Origin of the sequence: Lentzea kentuckyensis (genome assembly GCF_002150765.1) — a bacterium.
GTDB classification, from domain to species: domain Bacteria; phylum Actinomycetota; class Actinomycetes; order Mycobacteriales; family Pseudonocardiaceae; genus Lentzea; species Lentzea kentuckyensis.
The window spans coordinates 73270-95606 of record NZ_MUYM01000038.1 but is presented as its reverse complement, the minus strand read 5'-3'; the positions used below and the strand labels follow the sequence as shown (position 1 = coordinate 95606).

Annotated in this window: 21 protein-coding genes; 10 read left to right on the top strand and 11 right to left on the bottom strand. The window is 70.4% G+C overall.

Translation table 11 applies throughout. The features are described from left to right. Positions 1-55: 55 nt before the first annotated feature. Complete coding sequence (locus tag B0F77_RS19850) at positions 56-427, top strand: DoxX family protein (RefSeq protein WP_086664416.1); 372 nt, start codon at positions 56-58, stop codon at positions 425-427. 7 nt (positions 428-434) lie between these two features. Then, positions 435-1067: a uridine kinase family protein gene (locus B0F77_RS19845; protein ID WP_211293886.1), complete on the top strand. Its 633-nt coding sequence runs from the start codon at positions 435-437 to the stop codon at positions 1065-1067. On the opposite strand, the gene B0F77_RS19840 is transcribed toward B0F77_RS19845, so the two are convergent. From B0F77_RS19840 to B0F77_RS47225, 4 genes are all read right to left on the bottom strand, one after another. Further along, the gene (locus tag B0F77_RS19840) at positions 1045-1554 is read right to left on the bottom strand and encodes a GNAT family N-acetyltransferase (protein WP_245848416.1); all 510 of its coding nucleotides are present in this window, start codon (positions 1552-1554) and stop codon (positions 1045-1047) included. The two genes, B0F77_RS19845 and B0F77_RS19840, sit on opposite strands and share 23 nt — an antisense overlap. Next, positions 1551-2525: a hypothetical protein gene (locus B0F77_RS19835; RefSeq protein WP_086664415.1), complete on the bottom strand. Its 975-nt coding sequence runs from the start codon at positions 2523-2525 to the stop codon at positions 1551-1553. Before B0F77_RS19835 ends, B0F77_RS19840 begins: the two co-directional genes overlap by 4 nt. Positions 2526-2697: 172 nt before the next feature. After that, positions 2698-3672: an Asp23/Gls24 family envelope stress response protein gene (locus tag B0F77_RS19830; protein ID WP_086664414.1), complete on the bottom strand. Its 975-nt coding sequence runs from the start codon at positions 3670-3672 to the stop codon at positions 2698-2700. A 164-nt stretch (positions 3673-3836) separates the two neighbouring features. After that, on the bottom strand, positions 3837-5063 hold the full coding sequence (locus B0F77_RS47225; RefSeq protein ID WP_143466828.1) for a lysyl oxidase family protein: 1227 nt from the start codon (positions 5061-5063) through the stop codon (positions 3837-3839). A gap of 102 nt (positions 5064-5165) precedes the next feature. On the opposite strand from B0F77_RS47225, the gene B0F77_RS19820 reads away from it, so the two are divergent. From B0F77_RS19820 to B0F77_RS19810, 3 genes are all read left to right on the top strand, one after another. Continuing rightward, positions 5166-5732, top strand: a complete 567-nt coding sequence (locus B0F77_RS19820) for a MerR family transcriptional regulator (RefSeq protein WP_143466827.1) — start codon at positions 5166-5168, stop codon at positions 5730-5732. Beyond that, complete coding sequence (locus tag B0F77_RS19815) at positions 5732-8065, top strand: VIT domain-containing protein (RefSeq protein WP_086664412.1); 2334 nt, start codon at positions 5732-5734, stop codon at positions 8063-8065. The genes B0F77_RS19820 and B0F77_RS19815 overlap by 1 nt, the downstream gene beginning before the upstream one ends. Before the next feature lie 556 nt (positions 8066-8621). Then, entirely contained in the window at positions 8622-10025 is a 1404-nt protein-coding gene (locus B0F77_RS19810) for a GH36-type glycosyl hydrolase domain-containing protein (protein ID WP_158102769.1), read from the top strand. Here the strand turns inward: B0F77_RS19810 and B0F77_RS19805 are convergent. Then, on the bottom strand, positions 10018-10692 hold the full coding sequence (locus B0F77_RS19805) for an alpha/beta fold hydrolase (RefSeq protein ID WP_086664410.1): 675 nt from the start codon (positions 10690-10692) through the stop codon (positions 10018-10020). The two genes, B0F77_RS19810 and B0F77_RS19805, sit on opposite strands and share 8 nt — an antisense overlap. A 55-nt stretch (positions 10693-10747) precedes the next feature. Between B0F77_RS19805 and B0F77_RS19800 the strand changes: the two genes are divergently transcribed. The 4 genes from B0F77_RS19800 to B0F77_RS19785 all read left to right on the top strand — a co-directional run bounded on the left by B0F77_RS19800 (position 10748) and on the right by B0F77_RS19785 (position 14479). Next, complete coding sequence (locus B0F77_RS19800) at positions 10748-11152, top strand: MarR family winged helix-turn-helix transcriptional regulator (RefSeq protein WP_086664409.1); 405 nt, start codon at positions 10748-10750, stop codon at positions 11150-11152. A 41-nt stretch (positions 11153-11193) separates the two neighbouring features. Then, the gene (locus B0F77_RS19795; protein ID WP_086664408.1) at positions 11194-12399 is read left to right on the top strand and encodes an NAD(P)/FAD-dependent oxidoreductase; all 1206 of its coding nucleotides are present in this window, start codon (positions 11194-11196) and stop codon (positions 12397-12399) included. A 63-nt stretch (positions 12400-12462) separates the two neighbouring features. Continuing rightward, complete coding sequence (locus B0F77_RS19790) at positions 12463-13863, top strand: fatty acid desaturase (protein WP_086664407.1); 1401 nt, start codon at positions 12463-12465, stop codon at positions 13861-13863. Positions 13864-13873: 10 nt separating this feature from the next. Continuing rightward, positions 13874-14479, top strand: coding sequence for a TetR/AcrR family transcriptional regulator (locus tag B0F77_RS19785; protein WP_086664406.1), 606 nt, complete (start codon positions 13874-13876; stop codon positions 14477-14479). Positions 14480-14491: 12 nt separating this feature from the next. On the opposite strand, the gene B0F77_RS19780 is transcribed toward B0F77_RS19785, so the two are convergent. Then, complete coding sequence (locus B0F77_RS19780; RefSeq protein ID WP_086664405.1) at positions 14492-15106, bottom strand: TetR/AcrR family transcriptional regulator; 615 nt, start codon at positions 15104-15106, stop codon at positions 14492-14494. Positions 15107-15173: 67 nt separating this feature from the next. On the opposite strand from B0F77_RS19780, the gene B0F77_RS19775 reads away from it, so the two are divergent. After that, entirely contained in the window at positions 15174-17237 is a 2064-nt protein-coding gene (locus B0F77_RS19775) for a 2Fe-2S iron-sulfur cluster-binding protein (protein WP_086664404.1), read from the top strand. Between the two features lie 74 nt (positions 17238-17311). Here B0F77_RS19775 and B0F77_RS19770 read toward each other — a convergent pair whose 3' ends face one another. Genes B0F77_RS19770 through B0F77_RS19750 form a run of 5 tightly spaced genes read right to left on the bottom strand, consistent with a single transcriptional unit; the run spans position 17312 to position 22269 of the window. Continuing rightward, positions 17312-18781, bottom strand: coding sequence for an acyl-CoA synthetase (locus tag B0F77_RS19770; protein WP_086664403.1), 1470 nt, complete (start codon positions 18779-18781; stop codon positions 17312-17314). After that, positions 18720-20036, bottom strand: a complete 1317-nt coding sequence (locus tag B0F77_RS19765) for an MFS transporter (protein WP_086664402.1) — start codon at positions 20034-20036, stop codon at positions 18720-18722. Before B0F77_RS19765 ends, B0F77_RS19770 begins: the two co-directional genes overlap by 62 nt. A gap of 12 nt (positions 20037-20048) precedes the next feature. After that, entirely contained in the window at positions 20049-20507 is a 459-nt protein-coding gene (locus tag B0F77_RS19760; RefSeq protein WP_086664401.1) for a MaoC family dehydratase, read from the bottom strand. After that, entirely contained in the window at positions 20504-21379 is an 876-nt protein-coding gene (locus tag B0F77_RS19755) for an amidohydrolase family protein (protein ID WP_086664459.1), read from the bottom strand. Before B0F77_RS19755 ends, B0F77_RS19760 begins: the two co-directional genes overlap by 4 nt. A gap of 11 nt (positions 21380-21390) precedes the next feature. Next, positions 21391-22269 (bottom strand): SDR family NAD(P)-dependent oxidoreductase, encoded by an 879-nt coding sequence (locus B0F77_RS19750; RefSeq protein WP_086664400.1) that lies wholly within the window; start codon positions 22267-22269, stop codon positions 21391-21393. Positions 22270-22337: the final 68 nt, after the last annotated feature.

The window sequence follows — 22337 nt, the reverse complement described above, 5'->3', positions numbered from 1 at the left end:
TTCAAAACTTACCGAGCATGAGGCTACGCACAACTCGTAAGGATTGGAGACTGCGGTGAACATCGCGTTGTGGGTGGTGCAGGGGCTGCTGGCGGCGGTCTACCTGGCGGCCGGCGTCATGAAGGTGGCGCGCTCACGTGAGCAGATGGTGGCCTCCGGCGGGTTCGAGTGGGCGAAGGACATGACGGACGGGGCCGTGAAGGCGATCGGTGCCGTCGAGGTGCTGGGCGCGCTCGGCCTGGTCCTGCCGCAGCTGACCGGTATCGCCCCGGTGCTCACGCCGATCGCCGCCGTCGGGCTCGTGATCGTGCAGGTCTTCGCGATGCGGGTGCACCTGAAGCTGGGGGAGACGAAGTCGTTGCCCGTCAACGTGATTCTGCTGCTCCTGGCCGCGTTCGTGGCGGTGGGTCGCTTCGCCACCGGATGATGGGCCCATGCGTCTGCACGAGGGTGAGGCCGAGGCCACGGGTTGGCGGGTCGAGAAGCTGGCGGACGTCGGGCGACGACTGTGCGCACTCGGACGGCCCGCTCTCGTCGCGGTCGACGGACGTGGCGGTGCCGGGAAGTCCACCCTCGTCGAACGGCTGCGGCAGGTCGTTCCCCGGTCCGCGGTCGTGCACACCGACGACATCGCGTGGAACCAGGCGTACTTCGACCGGGCGGACCTCCTCGCGGAGAACGTCCTGAGGCCGCTGCGCCGGGGCGGGGCGGTGGAGTTCCGGCCGCCCGCCTGGATCGAGCACCACCGTCCCGGCGCGATCCGCGTCCCCGCCGGGATGGACGTCGTGTGGGTCGAGGGCACCGGGATCATCCGCGCGGATCTCGCCGGGTGGTTCGACGCCTCGGTCTGGATCCAGGGTGACCTCGACGAGCAGGAACGCCGGCTGGTGGCCAGGGACGGCGACTCCGCGGCCCAGCGACGTCACGTCCGGGCGTGGCTGGCCGAGGAGCTGCCGTTCATGCTGCGCGAACGGCCGTGGGAGAAGGCGACGATCATCGTCGCCGGCATGACGGGGCTCCCGCACGATCCCGAGACCGAGATCGTCACAGCTCCTTGTGGAAGATGAGGAAGTCGCACGGACAGGCGAGGTGCGGGACCAGTTGCGGAAAGGCCTCACCGAAATCGTCCGAGCGCACGACGCGATAGCCGATGCGCGTGTACCAGACCCGCAGGAAGTCCTTGACCGGATGCGTCCAGCCCTGCGGGACCAGCAGTTCCAGCTGCATGCGGGACAGCCCGCGCTCGCGGGCCCAGTCCTCGGCGAAGGAGACCAGGTCCCGGCCGAAGCCGGTGCCGCGTTCTTCTGGCGCGGCGACCAGCATTCCGAACTCGCCCATGTCGTCATCGAGTTGCTGGACGCGCACGGCACCCACGACGCGCTCGGACGACCGGGCCACGGCGATCTGCCCGGCGTCGACCAGGCCCGCCATCTCGGCCTCGGTGGTGCGGGCGGCGCCGGTGACCCAGAGTCCCTTCTCGGCCTCGGCGTACACCCGGTTCACCAGGTCGGCGAGCTCGGCCGCGAGCCCGGGAGCGGCGGACGCGAAGGTCACCACGGGGACGGCTGGGTGGTCTCGGCGAGCTTGTTCGCGTGCTGGAGCACTCCCAGTTCGCGCAACATCCGGTCGCGCTGGGCGGGGTCGTGCGCCACGTGCGAGACGTGCAGAGCCTTGCGCAGCCGAGCTTTCCGCCACGGCGTCCAGCGGCTGGCCAGCGCGAGTTCGGCCGCGCGCAACGCCGCCCGGTCGCGGGTGCGCGCCAGGGCGTCGCGGCCGTCGTCACCCAGGCCCAGCAACGACAGCACGCGTTCCCGCAGTTCGCGGCCCACGCGTGCCCAGGTGGTCGTGCGCTGACGCGACGCGCGGATCTCGATGCCGAGTGCGAGGTGCAGCATCACCAGGCCCAGCACCGGTCCGAGCAGGACACGGGCGGTACCGGCGATCGGGCCGGACAGGCTGAGGGCGGCGAACGCGGCGAACGCCGTCAGCGCCCACGCCACCAGCCGCGCCGGACCGGGGCGGCCGTCGCGGCGCACGCCACCGCGCATCGCCCAGCCGCACGCGATGAGCGCCGCCTCCATCACGGAGAACAGGGCGACGCGCTCCCAGGTGTCGGTGATGCCGAGGCGCTGCTCGAAGAACCGCCACGAGGTGTCGACGCTGACGCCGATGCTCAGCAGCGCGACCGCGTAGAAACCCTTGGCACCATCGGGTTCAGCCGGCACCGCGGGAGTGTTGTCGGCCTTCTCGACGGCACTGTCGGCTTCGTCCAGCTTCGCGATCAGTTCGGGTGTGAGCAGCACCTGGCCGCTCGTGTCGGTGATCCCGTTGCGAGCGCGCCATTCGTTCACGATCGGCGTGGCGTACGGCCTGCTGGGCACCTTCTGGCCCTGCTTGCTGAGCCAGCGGCGCACGTCCTCCACCGAACTCCCGCGCGGCATGTGCTCCAGCGCGTACTGGATCTGCTCTTTCATGGTCTTGAGCCGGCCTAACTCGGCTTTCTGGCCGGCCTCTTCGGTGCGCACTCGTCCTCTCCGTCCTCCGCGCCGGCGACGCGAATCTCCACTGTGCAATTCGAGACGCGCGGCACCCTACCGGCTGCCCGGGACGGCACAGCACCGGGTTTTCCCACTCGCCGCGGGGACGGCTGCCGGAGCAGGGGCCACGGCGCCAGCACGCCGCGGCCCCGCGGTGTGGTCAGGCGGTCGGCAGGTGGATGTCGCTGACGTGCACGTCCACGGCCGCGACGTCGAAGTTCAGGAATCCCTCGACAGCCTCGATCACGTCGGTGCGGACCTGCTCGGCCAGCGTCTTGATCGGGTGGCCGAACACGACCACCAGCGAGAGCTTGATCGTGGCGACGTCGCCGTCCACCTCGACGGAAATGCCGTCCGCGTCAAGGCTGTGCACGCCGTCGATCTTGGCGGTGACGATGGTGACGACCTTCGCGACGACGCCGTGGTCGACGCTGATGTTGCCGCGAGCGCCGGCGGCGGCGCGGGCCGGTGCCGCGGCTTCCTCGGCGGCGGGCTCTGCCGCAGCGACTGGCGCTACCACGGTGACGGGCTCCGCCACGGCGACCGGCACGATCTCGGTGACCGGCTCGGTCTTCTCGTCCTCGTCGGCTTCCTCGGCCTCGTCCACTTCGGCCGCGGTGGGCTCGTCGGACTGCTCGGCGAGGGCCTCGTCCGCGTCGGATTCCTCGGACTGTTCTGCCTCGTCCTCGGCGACGGCCTCGTCGGTGCCGGACTCCTCGGCGGCGGCCTCTGCCTCGTCGGTCTCGTCAGCTTCGTCTTCGGCAACGGCCTCGTCGGACTCCTCTGCCTCGTCCTCGGCGACGGCCTTGTCTTCGTCGGACTCCTCGGCAGCCTCGGTCTCGTCGGCTTCGTCCTCGGCGACGGCCTCCGCCTCGTCTTCGGCGTCGTCGTCTGCCTCGTCGTCCGCGGCGACGGGCTCGTCCTGCTCGTTCTCCTCGGCCTCGCTGGAGATCTCCTCGGCGGACTCGCCTTCCACGTCCTCCTTCGCGTCGGACTCGACGTCGGCCGGCTCGGTGGGCTCGATCGCTTCGGTGGCAACGGTTTCGTCGGTGGCGGCAGGGGGCGCGACGGCCTCGCGGGTTTCGGCGGTGTCGTACTTGGGGCGGCCGAAGAAGTTGCTGATGATCTCGGTCATGGGTGTGTCCCGTCTCGCGAGCGAAGGAAGCAGGGGAGGAAGCGACGAGCAGACGGCGCAAGAATAGGCACGGGGCCGGTGATCCACGTCACCGGCCCCGCTTGGAGATTTCCCTGTGTCCCAACAATGTTCAGCTCGTGACTTGACAGCGGTCGCACGAGGAGTCAGCAGCGTGCGGGGGTGCTGCCAAGGGCGGCGTGAGGTGTGCCGGCGGCCAGGCCGGACAGCGTGATCGGGACCCGGACGCAGTTGTTGTGGTCGGCGACCTCGCGGATCTTGTCGGTCGGGTCGACACGGGTGACCAACGTGTAGGTGCCGTCCGACAACGAACTGACCTCGATCATCTGATCTGGCAACGCCCACCAGTACTCGTCGGCCCAGCCGCGCGAGATGCCGTTCTTGAACGCGTCGACACCGGGTGGTGAGGTCGGTTCGGGGTCGAGGCAGCGCGGCGCCGGGTAGCTCTGCGGTGCGTTGCCCTTGCGTGCCCACCAGGGCATCTCGGTGTCGGCCATGCAGAAGCCGTTCTTCTTCCCGGTGGCGACGACCACGCCGGAGGAGTTCTCCAGCGTCGAGACCGAGAAGTCCTCGAAGTGGTAGTGGCTGTGGATCGGGTGGTAATGCATCACGCCGACGGACGGCACGTCGCGGAACGTCCCGTCGGCGCGGTGGATGCGTTGCGAGCCGGGCACTTCCGGCGGGCGCTGACCGGCAGGGGTCGAGTAGCGCACGTCGGCGGGGCCCTCGCCGACGTTGGCCATCGCCTGGCCGAAGCGCAGGCACGTGCGGGCGTGCTGCTCCTCGACCTCGCTGCGGAAGCACGACGAGCCCGGCGCCGCGACGTCGTCGAAGAACGGTGGTGGCGTCTCGAACGTCGCGTACCGCTGGGGGAGTGCCTCCAGGTCGGGCAGCAGTTCGCGGGAGGACGGCCGGAGTGAGTTCTCGTTCTCCAGCAGGCCCTCGTACCGGACGATGTCAGAGCCCAGCTCGGGAACGAACGGGTTGTAGAAGACGTAGACGGTGTAGCGCGCGGAGGTCTTCGGCAGCCAGATCGACCGGGCCGGGCCGATCTGCGCGTCGACGAGTGCGACGCGCCGAGACCCCTGGTAGACGGCGAACCCGAGGCTGTCGTCGGGGGTGGCGCCGACCGACCGGATCGCCAGTTCGACACCACCGGGTTTCGCTCGCAGGCCGGCGGGCAGCCGGACTCCGACGGACGCGCGGTCGCAGCCGTTCTTCCGGCACTCGGGTACGTCGCGCAGCCGTGGATCCGACTTGCGCACCTCGCCCTTCCAGAAGACCGCGCGGTCGGAGACGACCGTCGGTGCCGAAGCGATGGCGGACGGCGTGAGCAGCAGTAAAAGTGTTGCCAGGATTGCCAAGCCTCTCATTCCATGCCCCCTCAGTGCACGTTTTGGTCACGCTCAGCAACTAGCACGCTACTCGCTACTGCAACGTTGACACTGTCACGGTTGCAGTGTCACTATCGAGTGGTGTGGACGCTCGACGAGTTGCTGGAACGTGTCTCCGCCGCGCTGACGGCGGAGTACCCAGGCGCGCCCAACGGACGTGTGCGGGACGTGCCCGACCGTCGGGCCGTGCGCTGGTACGCGACGACCGGGCTGGTCGACCGGCCGTCCGCGATGCGCGGCCGCACGGCGTTGTACGAGAAGCGCCACCTGCTCCAACTGGTGGCCGTGAAGAGACTGCAGTCGGAGGGGAGGGCGCTGGCGGAGATCCAGACCGAGCTCGCGGGCGCCACCGACCAGACGCTCGCGGCGATCGCCCGCGTGCCCGAGGAACTGCTCGAAAGCGGTGATCCGGAACCGCAGGAGGCCGTCCGCCCCCGGTTCTGGGCCGAATCCGCCGCAGCACCACCCGCAGCGCCGTCACCCGCGCCGGCCGTCGCGTTGAACGGGGTCGCGCTCGGCGGGGGTGCTGTCCTGCTCGTACCGGGTACGCCCACCGCGGCCGACTGCGCGGACCTCGCGGCCGCCGCCCGGCCGTTGCTCGACCTGCTCGCCGCCCGTGGTCTGCTCACGAACGAAAGGGACTCCTGATGACCATCTCCGTCGCCCCGATGACGTCCGCCGAAGCGGACCGGATCGCCCGGACCAGCGAGGACGCGGGTGTCGGCGCGCTGCGCACCGAACGCGGCAACCTGCCGCTGGAGCGCCTCGACGTGCGGGCGACGATCACCGGTCTGGTCGGCCGAACGGTGCTGACGACCGGATTCGTGAACACCCACGACACCGCCCTCGAAGCCACCTACGTGTTCCCGCTGCCGGACCGCGCCGCGGTCACCGGCATGAAGATGACCGCGGGCGACCGCACCGTCGAGGCCGAGTTGCAGGAACGCGGTGCCGCGCGCCAGGCCTACGACGACGCGATAGCGGCGGGCCGGAGAGCGTCCATCGTGGAGGAGGAGCGGCCCGACGTCTTCACCATGCGGGTCGGCAACATCCCGGCGGGCGAACGGGTGACGGTCGAGCTCAGCCTGGTCGGGCCGCTGGTGTTCGAGGACGGCGCGGCGACGTTCCGGTTCCCGCTGGTGGTGGCGCCGAGGTACGTGCCGGGCTCGCCACTGCCAGGACCGTCGGTCGGTGACGGGTACGCCGACGACACGGACCTGGTGCCGGACGCCTCCCGGATCACGCCGCCGGTGTTGCTGCCGGGCTTCCCGAACCCGGTCCGGCTCGCGATCGGCGTGGAGATCGACCCGGCCGGGCTTGAGCTCGGCGAGGTGCGGTCGAGCCTGCACACGGTCGTCAGCGAGGGCAACACGGTGTCGGTCGTGCCGGGAGAGCGCGTCGACCGCGACTTCGTGCTGCGCCTGGCCTACGCGGGCAACAGCTCCGCCGCCGTGTGCGTGCCCGATCCCGGCAACGCCGACGAGGGCACCTACCAGCTGACCGTCCTGCCGCCCGACCTCGCCGGCCAGGTGCGCCCGCGCGACGTGGTGCTGCTGCTCGACCGGTCCGGCAGCATGTCGGGCTGGAAGATGGTCGCGGCCCGGCGCGCGGCGGCCCGCATCGTCGACACGCTGACGAACGACGACACGTTCTCCGTGATCACCTTCGACGACCGGGTGGAACGGCCGGCCGAGCTCGGGACCGGACTGGTCGCGGCCACCGACCGGCACCGCTTTCGCGCCGTCGAGCACCTCGCGGCCGTGCAGGCACGGGGCGGCACCGAGATGTTCGAGCCGCTGCGGCAGGGACTGAGCCTGCTCGCGGACGTTCGGGAGGGCCGCGACCCGGTCCTGGTGCTGGTCACGGACGGACAGGTCGGCAACGAGGACCAGCTGCTGCGCGACATCGGCCCGGTGATCAACCGGACGCGCGTGCACGCCGTCGGCATCGACACGGCGGTCAACGCGGGCTTTCTCGGCAGGCTGGCCGCGGCGGGCGCCGGCCGGTGCGAGCTCGTCGAGAGCGAGGACCGCCTGGACGAGGCGATGGCGCACATCCAGCGGCGGATCGGCGCACCGGTGATCACCGACGTCGTGGTCTCGCCCGAGTCGTCGTTGCCCAAGCAGCCCACGGCGATCTATCCCGGTGTGCCGCTGGTCGCGTTCGGCCGTTATCGCGGGACGGCGCCGGAGTCGTTGAGCGTGCGCGGCCGGACGCGGGACGGTGCCGAGTGGCAGGAGACCGTGCCGGTGGTGCGGCACGCCGAGCCCGCGGTCCGGGCGCAGTGGGCCCGCGCGGCGCTGCGCGACCTCGAGGACCGGTACGCGACCGGTGAGCGGGCGGTGGAGTCCGAGATCGTGCGGACCTCGTTGCGGTTCGGGGTGTTGTGCCGCTTCACCGCGTTCGTCGCGGTGGACGAACAGGTGGTGTCCGACGGCAAGGTGCACCGGGTGGTGCAGCCGGTCGAGTCGCCCGCGGGCTGGGAGATGCCGGTGGCACCGTTCGCGGCCGCGCCGATGGTCAGTTACGCCGCGGCGCCCGGTGGTGGTTACGGCGGCGGACCCGCCGCGCGTGCCGGGTTCGACGGCGCGCCGTTGCCACCCCCGGCGCCCCAGGCCGCTGCCGGCCACGCCCGCAGCCGTCCGGCCGCACCGAAGATGATGCCCGCACCGGCACCCGTGCCGTCGCCCGACGACCCGGCGGAACTGCGTGGGATCGCCGCGCTGGAGGTCCAGCGGCTGGAGCAGGACGCGGGACGGCCCGACTGGGAACGCCGGGAGCTGCTCGCCGACCTGGCCAGCCGGCTCGGCACCCTCGTCGCCTCCCGGCAGGGGCCGGCGTACGAGCCGCTGAGGCAGCTGGTCGTGGAGCTCACGGCGGGCGGCGACGTGAACCAGCTGTGGGCACGGGCTCAGCAGGTGCTGCGGGAGTTCGCGCAGGCACCCGCCGCACCGGAGCGCCGGCGGAGTTTCTGGCGCTGATCGGACGATTGCCCGCCCGTGGGTGTTGCCGGAACGCTGCTACGGGTGAGCGCGTTCGGGGAGTGGACGACGGCCGAGGGCCTGCCCGCGTTCGACTACCGGGCGGGCCCTCGGCCGTGGGATCCGATCCTCGACCCGCCGACGCCGGTGCACCGGGTGCACCTGGGCAACCGCCGGATCACGCTGGTGGCCGGCACCGACGGGCTCAGCGGCGTGTGGGACGAGCACCTCGGGTGCCGGTGGCTCGCCGAGCACACCGGCATCGCCCGGTTCGGTGCGCTTTCCACCGATGCCGCCGCCACAAAGCTGTTCGGACCCACGTTCTTCCGGCTCTCGGTGGCCGATTCGCACTGCGAGGTCGAACGCACGGTCCTGTGCCCTGAGGGCGCGGCGCCGTGGCTCCTGATCAGGGTGGACGTCGTCAACCGCGGCGAGACGACGCTGCGCCGGTCCCTGACCGAGGAATGGGTGGTGCGCCGGCGTTCGGTGAACCTGGAGTTCGGCCCCAAGGCTGTCGATGAAGGGACCCTTNNAAGGGTCCCTTCATCGACAGCGGGTGGGGTTGGAGGTGTGCGGCGGCGAGCGGGTGGAGGGCGTTGCCGGAAAGTTGACGGTCGGGATCGCGCTGGAGGTGCCACCGGGCGGGCGGACCACCGCGTGGTTCCGGTTCGGTTTTCTGGACGAACCCGTGGACCCGGCGGTGGTCTACGCCGACAGCCTTGCCGCGCTACGGGAACGCCTTCCGGCCGAGACTCCGGAGATCACCTGGCACGCGGCCATGCTCACGGGCGGCGCCTGCGTCGACGGGGTGCTCGGCGGCCACACCCTGAACCAGGGATCCGCCTATGCGTTCCGGCACGGATTCAACGGCGCCGCAAGGGATCCGTTGCAACACGCCCTCCCGCTCGTCCACCTCGAACCGGACCTCGCGCTCTCGGTCCTGCGCAACACCTGCGCCTGGGGCAGCCCGGACGGCGACCTGCCGTACGCGCTCGACGGTCACAAGCAGCCCTGGACCCAGCTGTTCCGGCCGTCCGACCAGAACCTGTGGGCGCTCTGGCTGGCCGCCGAGTACGCCGCGGCGACCGGCGACCTGGCCGCGTTCGGCCGGCCGGTGCCGTATCACCCGTGCCACGGCGCGGATCCCGTACCGCTGGCGGAGAACCTGCGGCGCCAGTTCCGGTTCTTCGTCGACGAGGTGGGCGTGGGGGAGCACGGGCACGTCCGCATCCTCAACGCCGACTGGAACGACCTCGCCATCAGCGAGTCCGGCGTGGACCGCGACCTGATGATCGAACGCGGTGAGTCGGTGCTGAACTCGGCGATGGCCGCCTGGGTGCTCCCGGTGTACGCGGGTCTCGCCGAACGGCTGGGTGACCACGCGACGGCGGAAGAGGCGCGCGACCGTGCGGCCGATCTCCGCGAACGGGTTGCAGGGGAGTGGAACGGCCGTTGGTTCCGGCGCGCGCACGCCCCCGGTGGTGAGCCAGTTGGCGATCACGACCTGTGGCTGGAGGTGCAGCCGTGGGCGATCCTCTGCGGTGCGGCCACTCCAGAGCAGGCACGCGCGTTGCTGCACACGATCGACGAAACGTGCCGAGCCGGGTCACCGCTGGGCGCGCGGCATCGGTGGCCGGTCAGCGGGCAGGGCCAGGTGTGGTTCTCGGTCAACATGACGCTGATCTGGGCGGCTTCCCGGTACGACCCGGAACTGGCGTGGGACGAGTGGCGGCGCATGACCCTGCACGCGCACACCGCCGCCTACCCGGAAACGTGGACCGGCACCCTGTCCGGCCCCGACTGCTATCTCGCGCCGGAGAGCGATCGGCCCGGCGAGACGTGGGCGCTGCCCGATGTCGGCGTCGCGATGCAGGCCTATCCGGTCGCCAACCTGCACAGCCATTCCCAGCCGTTGCTCGCCCACCTGCGGCTGCGAGGTGTCGAACCCCGGTTCACCTGAGCGCGAGCAGCGCCGTGAGCAGGTCCTCGGGTGTCTCGACCTGGGGCAGGTGGCCGGTGCGGGGGAGCAGGGTGAACGTCGCCGACGGGATCGCGGCCGCGTACGCCTTGCCGTAGCCCGGATCGACGATCCGGTCGCTCTCGCCCCAGAGCACATGGACGGGAAGGCGCACGTCGCCGAGCCGGCCGAGCAGCGTCGGGTCCGACATGGACGGTCCGGCGTAGGAGATGAGCGCCTGCACGTCCGGGCTCGGGCCGCCGCCGGCCGGTGCGGGCGCCTTGCCGGGGTCGTGGAACGAGAACGACTGGATCTCGGCGACGGACATGCCGCTGACGTCGGTCATCGGGTGGCCGGCGACCTCGATGCCGATCCCGTTGACGATCACCGCGCTGCTCACGCGGGGGCTGGCGCACAGGGCGATCTCGGCCGCGAGCCAGCCGCCGAACGAGTTGCCGACCACCGTCACGTTCGTGAGGTCCTGCTGGTCGAGCAGGGCGACGTAGTGCCGCGCGAGGCCGGGAACGTCGGTGAGCCCGGCGCGCGGCGTACCGCCGAAGCCCGGATGGGTCGGTGCGAGCACCTGGGCACCGGTGCGATCGGCCAGCAGGTCCGCGAACGCCGTCATCGTGCGGGCGCCGCCACCGCCGTGAAGAAGTAAGTAGGTCATGTAAGGAACCTTATGTAAGTATCCTTAGATAAGCAAGCTGGTTAAGCTCTCCGCTGTGAAACCCACTGACGTCGCTCTTGCCGTGAAGCGCCTGCAGCACCGCCACCACCGGGCGCTCAGCCAGGCGCTGGCCCCGCTCGGACTGTCGCTCGTGCAGTGGGACACCTTGCGTCATCTGCATCAACGGCCGGACGCGTCGCTGCACGACCTCGCGGTGCTGACCTTCCAGACCGACCAGTCGTTCGGTTCCCTGGCGGTGCGGATGGCCGAGCGCGGGCTCATCGAGCGGGTGGCCGGGCCGGGGCGCGCTGTGCGTCATCGGCTCACCGAGGAAGGTGCGCGGCTGCGGGCCGAGGGGCAGGGCCTGGTCGACGGCGTCGTCGAGTCGTCGTTCAGCGCGTTGTCGGCCGAGCAGCTCCAGCAACTGGGCGGTCTGTTGAACATCGCGCTCGATGAGTGACCCGTCATGCGAACCCGCGGTGCGGCCCATACCGTCGATTTGTGATCGTGGTGGTGGGAGCAGGCCTTGCGGGGTTGAGCGCTGCGTTGGAACTGACCGCGGCCGGCGTCGAAGTCACCGTGCTGGAGGCCGGTGACGAGGTCGGTGGCCGCGTCCGGACGGACGTCGTCGACGGCGTGCGGTTCGACCGGGGTTTCCAGATCATGCTGCCCGCGTACCCGGAGCTGGAGCGGCTGGACCTGGGCCCGTTCCCGTTGCGGCACTTGCGGTCTGGCGTGTTCGTGCACGACAACGGCAGGCACGACCTGCTCGCCGACCCCCGCGGCAGCGGATCCGCCGCGTGGGACGGAATGCTGCGTCAGCACGTGCTGGGCGCGCGCGATCTGGCGGCGCTGGCCGCGTTCTCGGCGCGTGACGCTTTCGGGCCCGTGTGGCCGCTTCTCGCCGCAACGGACCGAACGACGCGAGAAGAGTTACGCCGCCTCGGCATCACCGACCGGGCGGTGGACGCGGTGTTCCGCCGGTTCCTCTCCGGCGTGTTCCTGGAACGGGATCTGAAGACCTCGTCGCGCTTCTTCCACCTGGTGTGGCGCAGCTTCGCGCGGGGTGGTGCGGCCGTGCCCGCGCTCGGCATGGGTGAGCTGCCGAAGGCGATGGTGGCGCGGTTGCCCGAGGGGACCGTCCAACTGGAAACCGCCGTGCGCGCTGTGCACGACGACGGCGTGGACCTCGAAGGCGGCGGACACGTGGCCGCCGACGCGGTGGTCGTGGCGACGGACGGCACGACCGCGGCCACCCTGCTGCCGGGGCTGGCCGAACCCCGCTGGAACAGCGTGACCACCTGGTACTTCCGGCCGCCGCGGTCCCCGCTGCGCGACGGGTGCCTGGTGATCGACGCCAACGGTGGTCCGGTCGTGAACACCGCCGTGATGTCGGAGGTCTCGCGCCCCTACTCGCCGCACGCCCCGCTGGTGCAGGCAACCGTGCTGGGAGAAGCGTCCGAACAGGACGTTCGCACGCACCTGAACCGCCTGTACGGCACCGACTCCAGTCGATGGGAAATCCTGCGGAGGTACGACATCGAGCGTGCGCTCCCGTCGATGAACGCGCCGCACCGGCTGCGGCAGTCCGTCCGTGCGGGCGGACGTCGTTACGTGTGCGGCGACCACCGTGACACCAGCTCGATCCAGGGCGCGCTGTACTCCGGACGCAGGGCCGCCCGTGCGGTGCTGGAGATTTACAAATAGCCGACTCTTGTCAAACCAGATTTACAAGCCCTATCGTTCTGTCAACCTCCTGAGGAGCGTGGCATGAGCGACAAGAAGGCAACGGTGCCCGTCGGCTCAACCGAGCAGTGGACGGACGGCAAGCGCTACCTGTGGCTGCTGGGACTGGTCGTGCCATCCCTGGCGTTCCTGGCGATCGGCCTGCACGCGGCGACCGGCTGGGGCATCTGGTTCTGGATCGGGCCGATCGTGGTGCTGATCGTCGTCCCGGCCATCGACCTCGTCGCCGGGCTGGACCGCGGCAACCCTCCCGACGACGTGATCGAGCGGCTGGAGAACGACCGCTACTACCGCTGGATCACCTACCTGTACCTGCCGATCCAGTACGCCGGGTTCGTGGCGGCGTTCTGGCTGATCGCGCGCGGGGACCTGACCGTCGTGGACAAGATCGGGCTCGCGGTGTCGATCGGCTGTGTCGGTGGCATCGGCATCAACACCGCCCACGAGCTCGGGCACAAGAAGGAGAGCCACGAGCGCTGGCTGTCCAAGATCGCGCTCGCGCAGAGCTTCTACGGGCACTTCTACATCGAGCACAACCGCGGCCACCACGTGCGGGTCGCGACCCCGGAGGACCCGGCGAGCAGCCGGGTGGGGGAGAGCTTCTACCGGTTCTGGCCGCGCACCGTCGCCGGCTCGGTGAGGTCGGCGTGGCGGCTCGAACGCAAGCGGTACGCGCGCCGCGACCGGCACCCGCTCCGGCTGGGCAACGACGTGCTCAACGCGTGGCTGATGTCGGCGGTGCTGTGGGCGGCGATGATCGCGTGGCTCGGCGTCGGGATCCTGCCGTACCTGCTGATCCAGGCGGTGATCGGCTTCTCGCTCCTCGAGGTCGTGAACTACATGGAGCACTACGGGATGCTGCGGCAGAAGGTCGGCGCGCCCGACCGCCGGCGCTACGAGCGGGTGGATCCCAGCCACAGCTGGAACTCCAACAACATCGCCACCAACGTGCTGCTCTACCACCTGCAGCGGCACAGCGACCACCACGCCAACCCGACCCGCCGCTACCAGACGTTGCGCGACTTCGCCGAGTCGCCGGTGCTGCCGACCGGGTACGCCGGGATGATCGTGCTGGCGCTGGTGCCCCCGCTGTGGCGCCGGGTGATGGACCCGCGGGTGCACGCTCATTTCGGCGGTGACATCGCCCGCGCCAACATCCAGCCGGGCAAGCGCGCCCAGGTGCTCGCACGGTACGGGGGCGTCGCCACCCGGGAGGCCGTCGTCGCCGACACCCGTGGCGACGCGACCGCGGGTGGGATGTGTCCCGGCTGCGGTTACGTCTACGACGAGACGACCGGCGATCCCCGTGAGGGCTTCCCCGCGGGCACGCCCTGGTCCGCGATCCCGGACTCCTGGTGCTGCCCGGACTGCGGGGTGCGGGAGAAGATCGACTTCGTCGCGCCGGGCAGGGTCGGGTCAGCTTAGGATCGGCGGCATGACTTCTCCGGCCGCGGGTGGCCAGCGCCGGCAGCCGATCGTCGAGGCGGCGATCGAGATGACGGCGCGCAACGGCTGGGCCGCGGTCACCATGGCGCGGCTCGCCGAGCAGGTCGGGGTGAGCCGCCAGACCGTCTACAACGAGATCGGCTCGAAGAACGCGCTCGCCGACGCCATGCTCGCCCACGAGCTCGACCGGTTCGTCACGGCGATCGGCGACGCGTTCGACCGGCACGCCGACAACCTCGTCGAGGCTGTCTACGACGCGGTGCGCGACGTGCTCGAACTCGCCCGCGGCAACCTGCTGGTCCGCGCCATCGCGTCGGCGACGCACGGCGCGGACACGGAGCTGGTGCCGCTTCTCACCACGCAGGCCGAGACGTTGCTCGCCGGGATCAAGACGATGCTCTTCGAACGGGTCGAGTCCTACCGGCCGGGGCTGACGGGCGACCAGATCGCCGTCCTGATCGACATCGTCACCCGCACGGTGCTCAGTCACGTGATCCAGCCGACCGGCACGCCGGCCGCCACCGCCGACGGGATCGCCTGGCTCGCCTCGCGGGTGCTCGAAGAACCCGCGCGCAAGCCCCTCCGGTACGGCTGACCGCGGGACTCCTCAGCCGCCCAGGTACCGCGTCACCATGTCCACCAGCTCGTTCTCGAAGGTCTCGACCGGAATGGTCTGCGGCGAGGCCGCGAGCCGGTGGGTGTTCAGCTCGACGGTGAACACGATGAGCTCGGCCGCCGTGTCGAGGTCCCGCACGCGGACGTCGGGGTGGCGGGCGAACAGGTCGCGGACCTGGGCGATGCGCTGGGCGCCGTGCCGGGCCATCGTCTCGCGCACCTCGTCCGAGAACGGCCCCTGCTCGATCATGATCCGCAGCAGTTCGGGGTCGTCGCGGTGCGCGTCGACCGCGTCCCGGACCAGCGCGCGCACCACGGTCTCCAGGCTGCCCGGCGACAGGTCGAGGTGGTCGGCCTGCTCCCACCGGCCGCGGTCGATGTGGCGCACCAGCAGCTCGGCGAGGATCGCGTCCTTGTTCGGGAAGTACTGGTACAGCGAGCCGATCGAGACGCGGGCCTGTTCGGCGATGCGGTTGGTGGTGCCCGCGGCGTACCCGTGCTCGCTGAAAACGTGAGCAGCGGCGGTCAGGATGCGGTCGCGGGTGAGCTCCGCGCGGACCTGCCGAGGCTTGCGACGTGGTTCGACGTGTCGGTGGGGCGACGGCACGGCTGGCACCTCCTGGTGCTGCGAAAAGCGAGTACGCAAAACCTGAGCAAAAGCTCATAATAGTGCTATGACCAGCGAGAACAAAGTTTCCGGGCTGGACCCTGCGCACCGGCTCGCGACGGTGGAGGAGATCGAGGCCGTCGTCGGGCGGCCGCCGTCGGTGCTCCTGCTGAAGCAGGTCGGCGCGCTCGACGAGGGGTGCGTGGACGTGCTGGCCCGCAGCCCGATCGCGGGCTTCGGTCACCGGGACGCCCAGGGTGTGAGCAGGACGACGTTCGTCGGCGGCAAGCCGGGTTTCGTGCGCGTGCACTCGCCGACGCGGATCTCGTTCGCGGGCGGCCCCGCGGTCGGACCGGCGTCGCTGCTCTTCCTGTTGCCGGGCGTGGGGGAGACCTTGCGGGTCAACGGGTCCGCGTCCACGGGCCGGGGTGGCGAGGTGCTCTTCGACGTCGAGCAGGTGTACGTGCACTGTGCCCAGGCCGTCCTGCGTTCCGGGTTGTGGCAACCGCCCTCGCCGGCGCGGCCAGGGCCCGAGGTCGACGGCGGTCCACTCGCGCTGCCCGGGGTCGCGGACTTCCTCGCCGCCGCACCGTTCCTGGCTCTGTCCACATGGGACGCATCGGGCGGTGGCGACACCAGTCCGCGCGGAGACCAGGGGGCGGTCGTGCGGATCCTGGACGGCCGCACACTCGTGATCGCGGACCGGAAGGGCAACAAACGCGCGGACACGTTGCACAACCTGCTGGAGGACGACCGGCTCTCGTTCGCCGCGCTGGTGCCGGGCCGGACCGGCGTGCTGCACGTCCGCGGCAGGGGCACGATCACCGTCGACCCCGAGCTGCTGGAGCCGTTGTCGCTGCGCGGAATCCCACCGCACGCCGCGCTGCTCGTCGAGGTCGAATCCGCCGAGCTGACCACGAGCAACGCGGTCACGCAGGCGCGGTTGTGGACCGCGCACCTGGACCCCGCCGAGGCGCCCGACCTGATGGCGGTGGCGAGCCGGCACGTGGCCGCGAACTCCACGAGCCGGTTGGCCGGGGTCGCGCGGCTGATCCCGGCCAGGTGGCTGAGGGCGCTGATGGACCTGAGCTATCGCTGGGGTCTGCGCAAGGAGGGGTACGAGGTCGCCGGCCTGGAGACCCGTGCCGCGTCCGTCGACCCGTTGCGGGAGGTCCGGGTCGTCGAGGTGCGCCGGGAGACGCCCAGTGCCGTCACGTTGGTGCTGGAGGGATCGGGGACGTTCGACTTCCGCCCCGGCCAGTTCTTCACGCTGGTGACCGACATCGACGGACAGCAGGTGCGCCGGCCCTATTCGGCGTCGTCGGTGCCGGGCTCGTCCCGGTTGGAGATCACGGTCAAACACGTAGACGGCGGCCGGTTCTCCGGTCACGTCCACCGCTCTCTCGCCGTGGGCGCCCGTCTGTCCGTGCGCGGACCGTCGGGTGACTTTCACGTGGAGGCTGGGCATGACGTTGTGCTGATCGCGGCGGGCAGCGGTGTGACGCCGATGATGAGCATGATCCGGACCCTGCTCGCCGAGTCCACCTGCCGCATCGCCCTGCTCTACAGCAACCGCAGCGTGGAGGAGACCATCTTCGCCGCTGAGCTGGAACGGCTGGCGGAGCACGACCGCCTTTCCGTCACGCACGTGGTGACGTCCCGCGACGGACGGCTCGACGTTTCCGGTGTTCGGGAGTGGGTGGATGGCGTGGCGTCGGCCGGCACGCGGTTCTACCTCTGCGGGCCGGAACCGTTCATGGACACCGGCCGGCAGGCGCTGAAGGAGCTCGGTGTCCCGGACGAGCACGTCCGCGTCGAGCGCTACACCACCGGACCGGTCCCTGCGACGGGATCCACCGTGCCGCAACGGATGCTGGTCGAGGGTGTCGGTGCCGCGGTGGTGGAACCGGGGCAGATGCTGCTCGACGCGGGGCTCGCGGCCGGGCTGCCGCTGCCGTTCTCCTGCACGGTGGGCAGCTGCGGGGAGTGCGTGGTGAAGCTCCGTTCCGGGCAGGTCTCGCAACAGGAGCCGAACTGCCTGACCGAGCAGCAGAAAGCCGACGGCCTGATCCTCACCTGCACCAGCGCGCCGCTGACGGAGGTTGTTCTTCTGATTGCGCCAGCTCTATAGCTTCAGTGTTGACTAAAACCAGTCCAGTGGGTCCGCGCCGGCTGCAAGCGACACGGACCCGCTGGGCTGGATCTTCATCTCGGGGCGTTCTCCGGACTGGCCGCACGTGCCAGCGGCAACCGGCGCAGCGCGGGTTTGAGGACCTTCCCGGAACCCGTGCGCGGCAGCTCGTCCACCACCTCGACGTGCACCGGGATCTTGTACTTCGCCAGGCGTGGCAACAGGAACTCGCGCAGCGCGGCCGCGTCGAGAGCGGCACCGGCACGGGTGCGCACGAACGCCCGCCCGACCTCGCCCCAACGCTCGTCCGGTACGCCCACGACCGCCACCTCGGCGACGTCCGGGTGGTCGGTGATCGCGTTCTCGACCTCGGCCGGGTACACGTTCTCGCCGCCGGAGATGAACATGTCCTTGACCCGGTCGACGACGTACAGGTGACCGTCGTCGAGCCGCCCGATGTCGCCGGTGCGGAACCAGCCGTCCTCGGTGAACGCGTTCGCGGTGGCGACCGGGTCGTTCCAGTAGCCAGGGGTGACGTTGGGGCCCTGCACCTCGATCTCGCCGGTGTCGGCGAGGCGCAGATCGGAGAAGAAGACCGGGGTCCCCGCCGAGCCAGCCTTGCGCACGCTGTCCGCCGCTTCGAGGAAGGAGGCGCCCGGCGCGGTCTCGGTGAGGCCGTAGCCCTGGCAGAACACCAGTCCCCGGTCCTGGTAGGTGTGGATCACCGCGTCCGGCACCGACGCCCCGCCGCACAGCAGCACGCGCAGCGCGGACAGGTCGGCGGTGGGCCAGCGCGGTGACGCGGCCAGGTCGGCGTACATCGTGGACACGCCGAACATCCAGGTCACCCCGTAGCCCTCGATCAGGTCGAGGCACTCCTCCACGTCCCAGCGCGGGGTGATCACGGCGTGCCCGCCCTTGATGAAGGTGGGCAGCAGTGTCTGGGTGAGCGCGGCGACGTGGAAGAGCGGTGCGGCGACCAGCGCGACGTCGTCGGAGGCGATGTCGACGCCGATCATCAGGTTGAACGTGTTCCACAGCAGGTTGGCGTGGCTGAGCACCGCGCCCTTGGGCCTGCCGGTGGTGCCGGAGGTGTAGAGGATCAGGGCCGGTTCGTCGATGGTGACCGGCACGTCCAGTGGTTCGTCGGAACCACCGGCGAGCCAGTCCTCGTACGAGTCGAGCGATATGGCCCGCTCGTGCTCCACCTGGTGCGACGGCGCGTGGATCAGCACGCGCGCGCCGGAGTCGGCCAGCTGGTAGTTGATCTCGGCGGGGGAGAGGCGGAAGTTCAGCGGGACGAAGACCGCGCCGAGCTGGTGCGTGGCGAACATCGTCTCGGCGAACGAGGGGTGGTTGGCGCCGAGGTAGGCGACGCGGTCGCCGTGGCGGACACCGAGTTCTTCGAGCTGTCGCGCCAGTTTCGTGGTGCGGGCGGCGACTTCCTCGTAGGTCGTGGAGACTCCGTGGAAGGAGAAGGCGTCACGCTTCGGCGCCATGCGCGCGCGGCGGTGTGGCCAGCTGCCCAGTCCCGCGTTCCGCATTCCTGTCTCCTGTCAGGCTGGTGTGGCTGGTCTCGCGCAGGGCGAGCGTGCAGACGACGGTGAGCACGCAGAACGCGGCGAGGATGATCGGGATGGCGCCGGTGCCCGCGGTCTTCTGCACCTGTGCGAACAGCAGCGGGGCGAGGCCGGCGCCCAGGCCCGCGAGCTGGTAGCCGAGCGAGGCTCCGGTGTAGCGGCTGCCGGTGCTGAACAGCTCGCTGTAGAGCGCGGCGAGCGGGCCGTACATCATCGGGTGGATGACGGCCTGGCCGAGGACGAGCGCGATGACGATGAGTCCGTTGTCCACCAACGGGAACAGTGCGAACCCGAAGGCGGCCATGACCACGGCGCCGGCGAGCACGACGGGCCTGCGGCCGAACTTGTCCGAGGCCGCCGACCAGCTGATGATGCCGATCACGGCGAGTGCGGACGACAGCGTCAGGGCGTTGAGGATCGCCTGCCTGCTGTTGCCCGCCTGGACCCCGTAGGCGAGCACGAACGTCGTCAGGGTGGACTGTGCGACGAACGCGGCGAGACCGACCCCGACGCTGAGCAGCAGCGTGCGCGGGTGGTTGCGCAGCACGTCGGCCAACGGCATGGAGGTGCGCTTGCGTTCCGCCTTGAAGACCGGCGTCTCCTCGACCTTCATCCGGACGAACAGGCCGATGCCGAGCAGGACGAGGCTCAGCAGGAACGGCACCCGCCAGCCCCAGTCGAGGAACGCCCGTTCGCCGACCAGCGCCGCGGTGCCGGTGAGCGCGGCGGTCGACAGCACCATGCCGCACGGCGCGCCCGCGTTGGTGAAGCTCGCCCACAGTCCGCGTCGCGAGGTGGCGTGCTCGGCGGACATGAGGACGGCGCCGCCCCACTCACCGCCGACGGAGATGCCCTGCAGGACCCGCAGCAGGATCAGGCCGGCCGGGGCGAGCCAGCCGACCTGCGCGTAGGTCGGCAGCAGGCCGATCAGGAAGCTCGCCACACCCATCAGGCTCATGGTGAGCACGAGCATCTTCTTGCGTCCCAGCAGATCACCGAAGTGTCCGAAGAGGACTCCGCCGAGCGGGCGGGCGAGGTAGCCGGTGGCGAACGTGCCGAAGCTGGCGATCGTGCCGACCAGCGGATCCAGTGAGGAGAAGAAGACCTTGTTGAACACGACCGCGGAGGCCGTGGCGTAGAGCAGGAAGTCGTAGTACTCGATCACGCTGCCGAGGAAACTGGACGCGACGGCACGGCGTAACTGCGTTGTTGTCGCCATGGCATTCCCATCTCAGGCGTAGTGGCGGTAGACCCCGCGCGCGACGCACGCGGGCTTGTCGGAGCCCTCGATCTCGACGGTGAAGTCGATGGTGATCTGCACGCCGTCGCCCTTGACCTCGTCGACGGTCGCGACCTGGCCCTTCAGGCGGATCTTGGCGCCGACCGGCACGGGCGCGGGGAACCGGACCTTGTCCAGCCCGTAGTTGAGGCTCATTCGCACGCCGGAGACCTCGAGCAGGTCGCTCATCAGCGGGATGAGCAGTGCCAGCGTGAGGTAGCCGTGTGCGATCGTGCCGCCGAACGGTCCGGCGGCGGCGCGTTCCGGGTCGACGTGGATCCACTGGTGGTCGTCGGTGGCGTCGGCGAAGGTGTTGACGCGGCCCTGGTCGATCTCCAGCCAGTCGGTGTGGCCGAGATCGGCTCCGGCCAGGGACTTGAGTTCTTCGAGTCCTTGCACGGTGGTGGTCACGCGGTCTCCTTGACGAGTCCGAGCAGGCGGGCGGCGTTGTGCTTGAGGATCTTGGGACGGACCTCGTCCGAGATGTCGAGCTTGGCGAAGTCGGCGAGCCAGCGGTCCGGCGTGATCACCGGGTGGTCCGAGCCGAAGAGGACCTTGTCCTGCAGGAGGGTGTTGGCGTAGCGGACGAGTTGCGGCGGGAAGTACTTCGGCGACCAGCCGGACAGGTCGATGTACACGAACGGCTTGTGCGTGGCGACGGCGAGTGCCTCGTCCTGCCACGGGAACGACGGGTGCGCGAGCACGATCTTCAGGTGCGGGAAGTCGACCGCGACGTCGTCGACGAGCATGGGGTTGGAGTGCTTGAGCCTGATGCCACCGCCGCCGGGCACGCCGGCGCCGATCCCGGTCTGTCCACTGTGGAACAGCGCGGGCACGCCGAGTTCCTCGATCACCTCGTACAGCGGGTAGGCCATCCGGTCGTCCGGCGAGAAGTCCTGGAGGCTGGGGTGGAACTTGAAGCCGCGCACGCCGTGTTCCTCGACGAGCCGGCGGGCCTCCCGGACCGCGGCGCGTCCCTTCCACGGGTCGACGCTCGCGAACGGGATCAGCACGTCGGCGTGCTCGGCGCAGGACGCGGCGATCTCCTCGTTGGCGATGCGCGGGTGGCCGGTGGCGTGCTCCGCGTCGACCGTGAAGATCACCGCCGCCATCTTGCGTTCCCGGTAGATCTGCGCGGTCTCGGCGATGGTGGGCTCGCGGTGTGCTGCCTTGAAGTACTTCGTGGAGGCCTCGATCAGCGCCGGGCTGAGCGAGTGGTGGCCGTCCTTGGAGATCTCGGCGTGCGTGTGCACGTCGATGGCGACGAGATCGTCCACGTTCATCTCGGCGACGGTCATGGCGCCACCGGAGCCGGGATGCCGTAGGTCTCGGCGTCGAACTCGTGCCAGCGCTCGGCGATCTGTGCCGCCTGCCAGCCGCCGTCGGCGAACTGGACCTGCTTCTCGGTGGGGTGTGCCCACAGCGCGAGGCGGTCGCCGCCGATGCCGATCGCCTGTCCGGTGATGCCCTTCGCCGCGTCCGAGGCGAGGTAGACGATCAGTTCGGCGACGTCCTCGACGGTGCCGAGGCCCTCGTCGCGGCGCACCCAGGCCGGCAGCGGCGTGCCGTTGCGTTCCGACTCCTCGATCAGCGGCGCGAACGCCGGGATCGTCCTGGTCATCTCGGTGGCGGCGACCGGCACGACGGCGTTGACGGAGATGTCCGACCGCGCGAGTTCCAGCGCCCAGGTCCTGGCCATGGCGGCGATGCCGGCCTTGGCGGCGGAGTAGTTGGTCTGCCCGAAGTTGCCGCGCTGCCCGGCCGGTGACGCGATCAGCACGAGGCGGCCGCCGGTGCCCTGCTCGCGCATCCGCACCGCCGCCGCCCGCGCACAGGTGAAGGTGCCGCGCAGGTGCACGTTGATCACGGCGTCGAAGTCGTCGTCGCTCATCTTCCACAGGACGCGGTCGCGCAGGATGCCGGCGTTGGTGACCAGCACGTCGAGCTGTCCGAACGCCTCGATCGCCGTCGCCACCAGTCGTTCCGCGGTCTCGGTCGAGCCGACCGGCGCGACCACGGCCCGCCCGCCGATGCTCGCCGCGACCTCCTCGGCGCTCTCGTCCACGTCGTTGACGACGACCTGGGCCCCGTTGCGCGCCAACGCTTCCGCGTAGGCCCGCCCCAGGCCGCGGCCGGCCCCGGTGACGATCGCGACCTTTCCCGACAGATCCATCCGACGAGTCCTCTCCGTTGTGCTCGCGACTCAAAGTACGGCACATTCGTGACGCTCGTCTAGATGCT

Coding starts and splice junctions, on each gene's coding strand:
- B0F77_RS19830 (WP_086664414.1), bottom strand. CDS start 3,672: ATGACCGAGATCATCAGCAACTTCTTCGGCCGCCCCAAGTACGACACC.
- B0F77_RS19770 (WP_086664403.1), bottom strand. CDS start 18,781: ATGCGGAACGCGGGACTGGGCAGCTGGCCACACCGCCGCGCGCGCATG.
- B0F77_RS19750 (WP_086664400.1), bottom strand. CDS start 22,269: ATGGATCTGTCGGGAAAGGTCGCGATCGTCACCGGGGCCGGCCGCGGC.
- B0F77_RS19785 (WP_086664406.1), top strand. CDS start 13,874: ATGACTTCTCCGGCCGCGGGTGGCCAGCGCCGGCAGCCGATCGTCGAG.
- B0F77_RS19755 (WP_086664459.1), bottom strand. CDS start 21,379: ATGAACGTGGACGATCTCGTCGCCATCGACGTGCACACGCACGCCGAG.
- B0F77_RS19775 (WP_086664404.1), top strand. CDS start 15,174: ATGACCAGCGAGAACAAAGTTTCCGGGCTGGACCCTGCGCACCGGCTC.
- B0F77_RS47225 (WP_143466828.1), bottom strand. CDS start 5,063: ATGAGAGGCTTGGCAATCCTGGCAACACTTTTACTGCTGCTCACGCCG.
- B0F77_RS19765 (WP_086664402.1), bottom strand. CDS start 20,036: ATGGCGACAACAACGCAGTTACGCCGTGCCGTCGCGTCCAGTTTCCTC.
- B0F77_RS19845 (WP_211293886.1), top strand. CDS start 435: ATGCGTCTGCACGAGGGTGAGGCCGAGGCCACGGGTTGGCGGGTCGAG.
- B0F77_RS19790 (WP_086664407.1), top strand. CDS start 12,463: ATGAGCGACAAGAAGGCAACGGTGCCCGTCGGCTCAACCGAGCAGTGG.
- B0F77_RS19815 (WP_086664412.1), top strand. CDS start 5,732: ATGACCATCTCCGTCGCCCCGATGACGTCCGCCGAAGCGGACCGGATC.
- B0F77_RS19805 (WP_086664410.1), bottom strand. CDS start 10,692: ATGACCTACTTACTTCTTCACGGCGGTGGCGGCGCCCGCACGATGACG.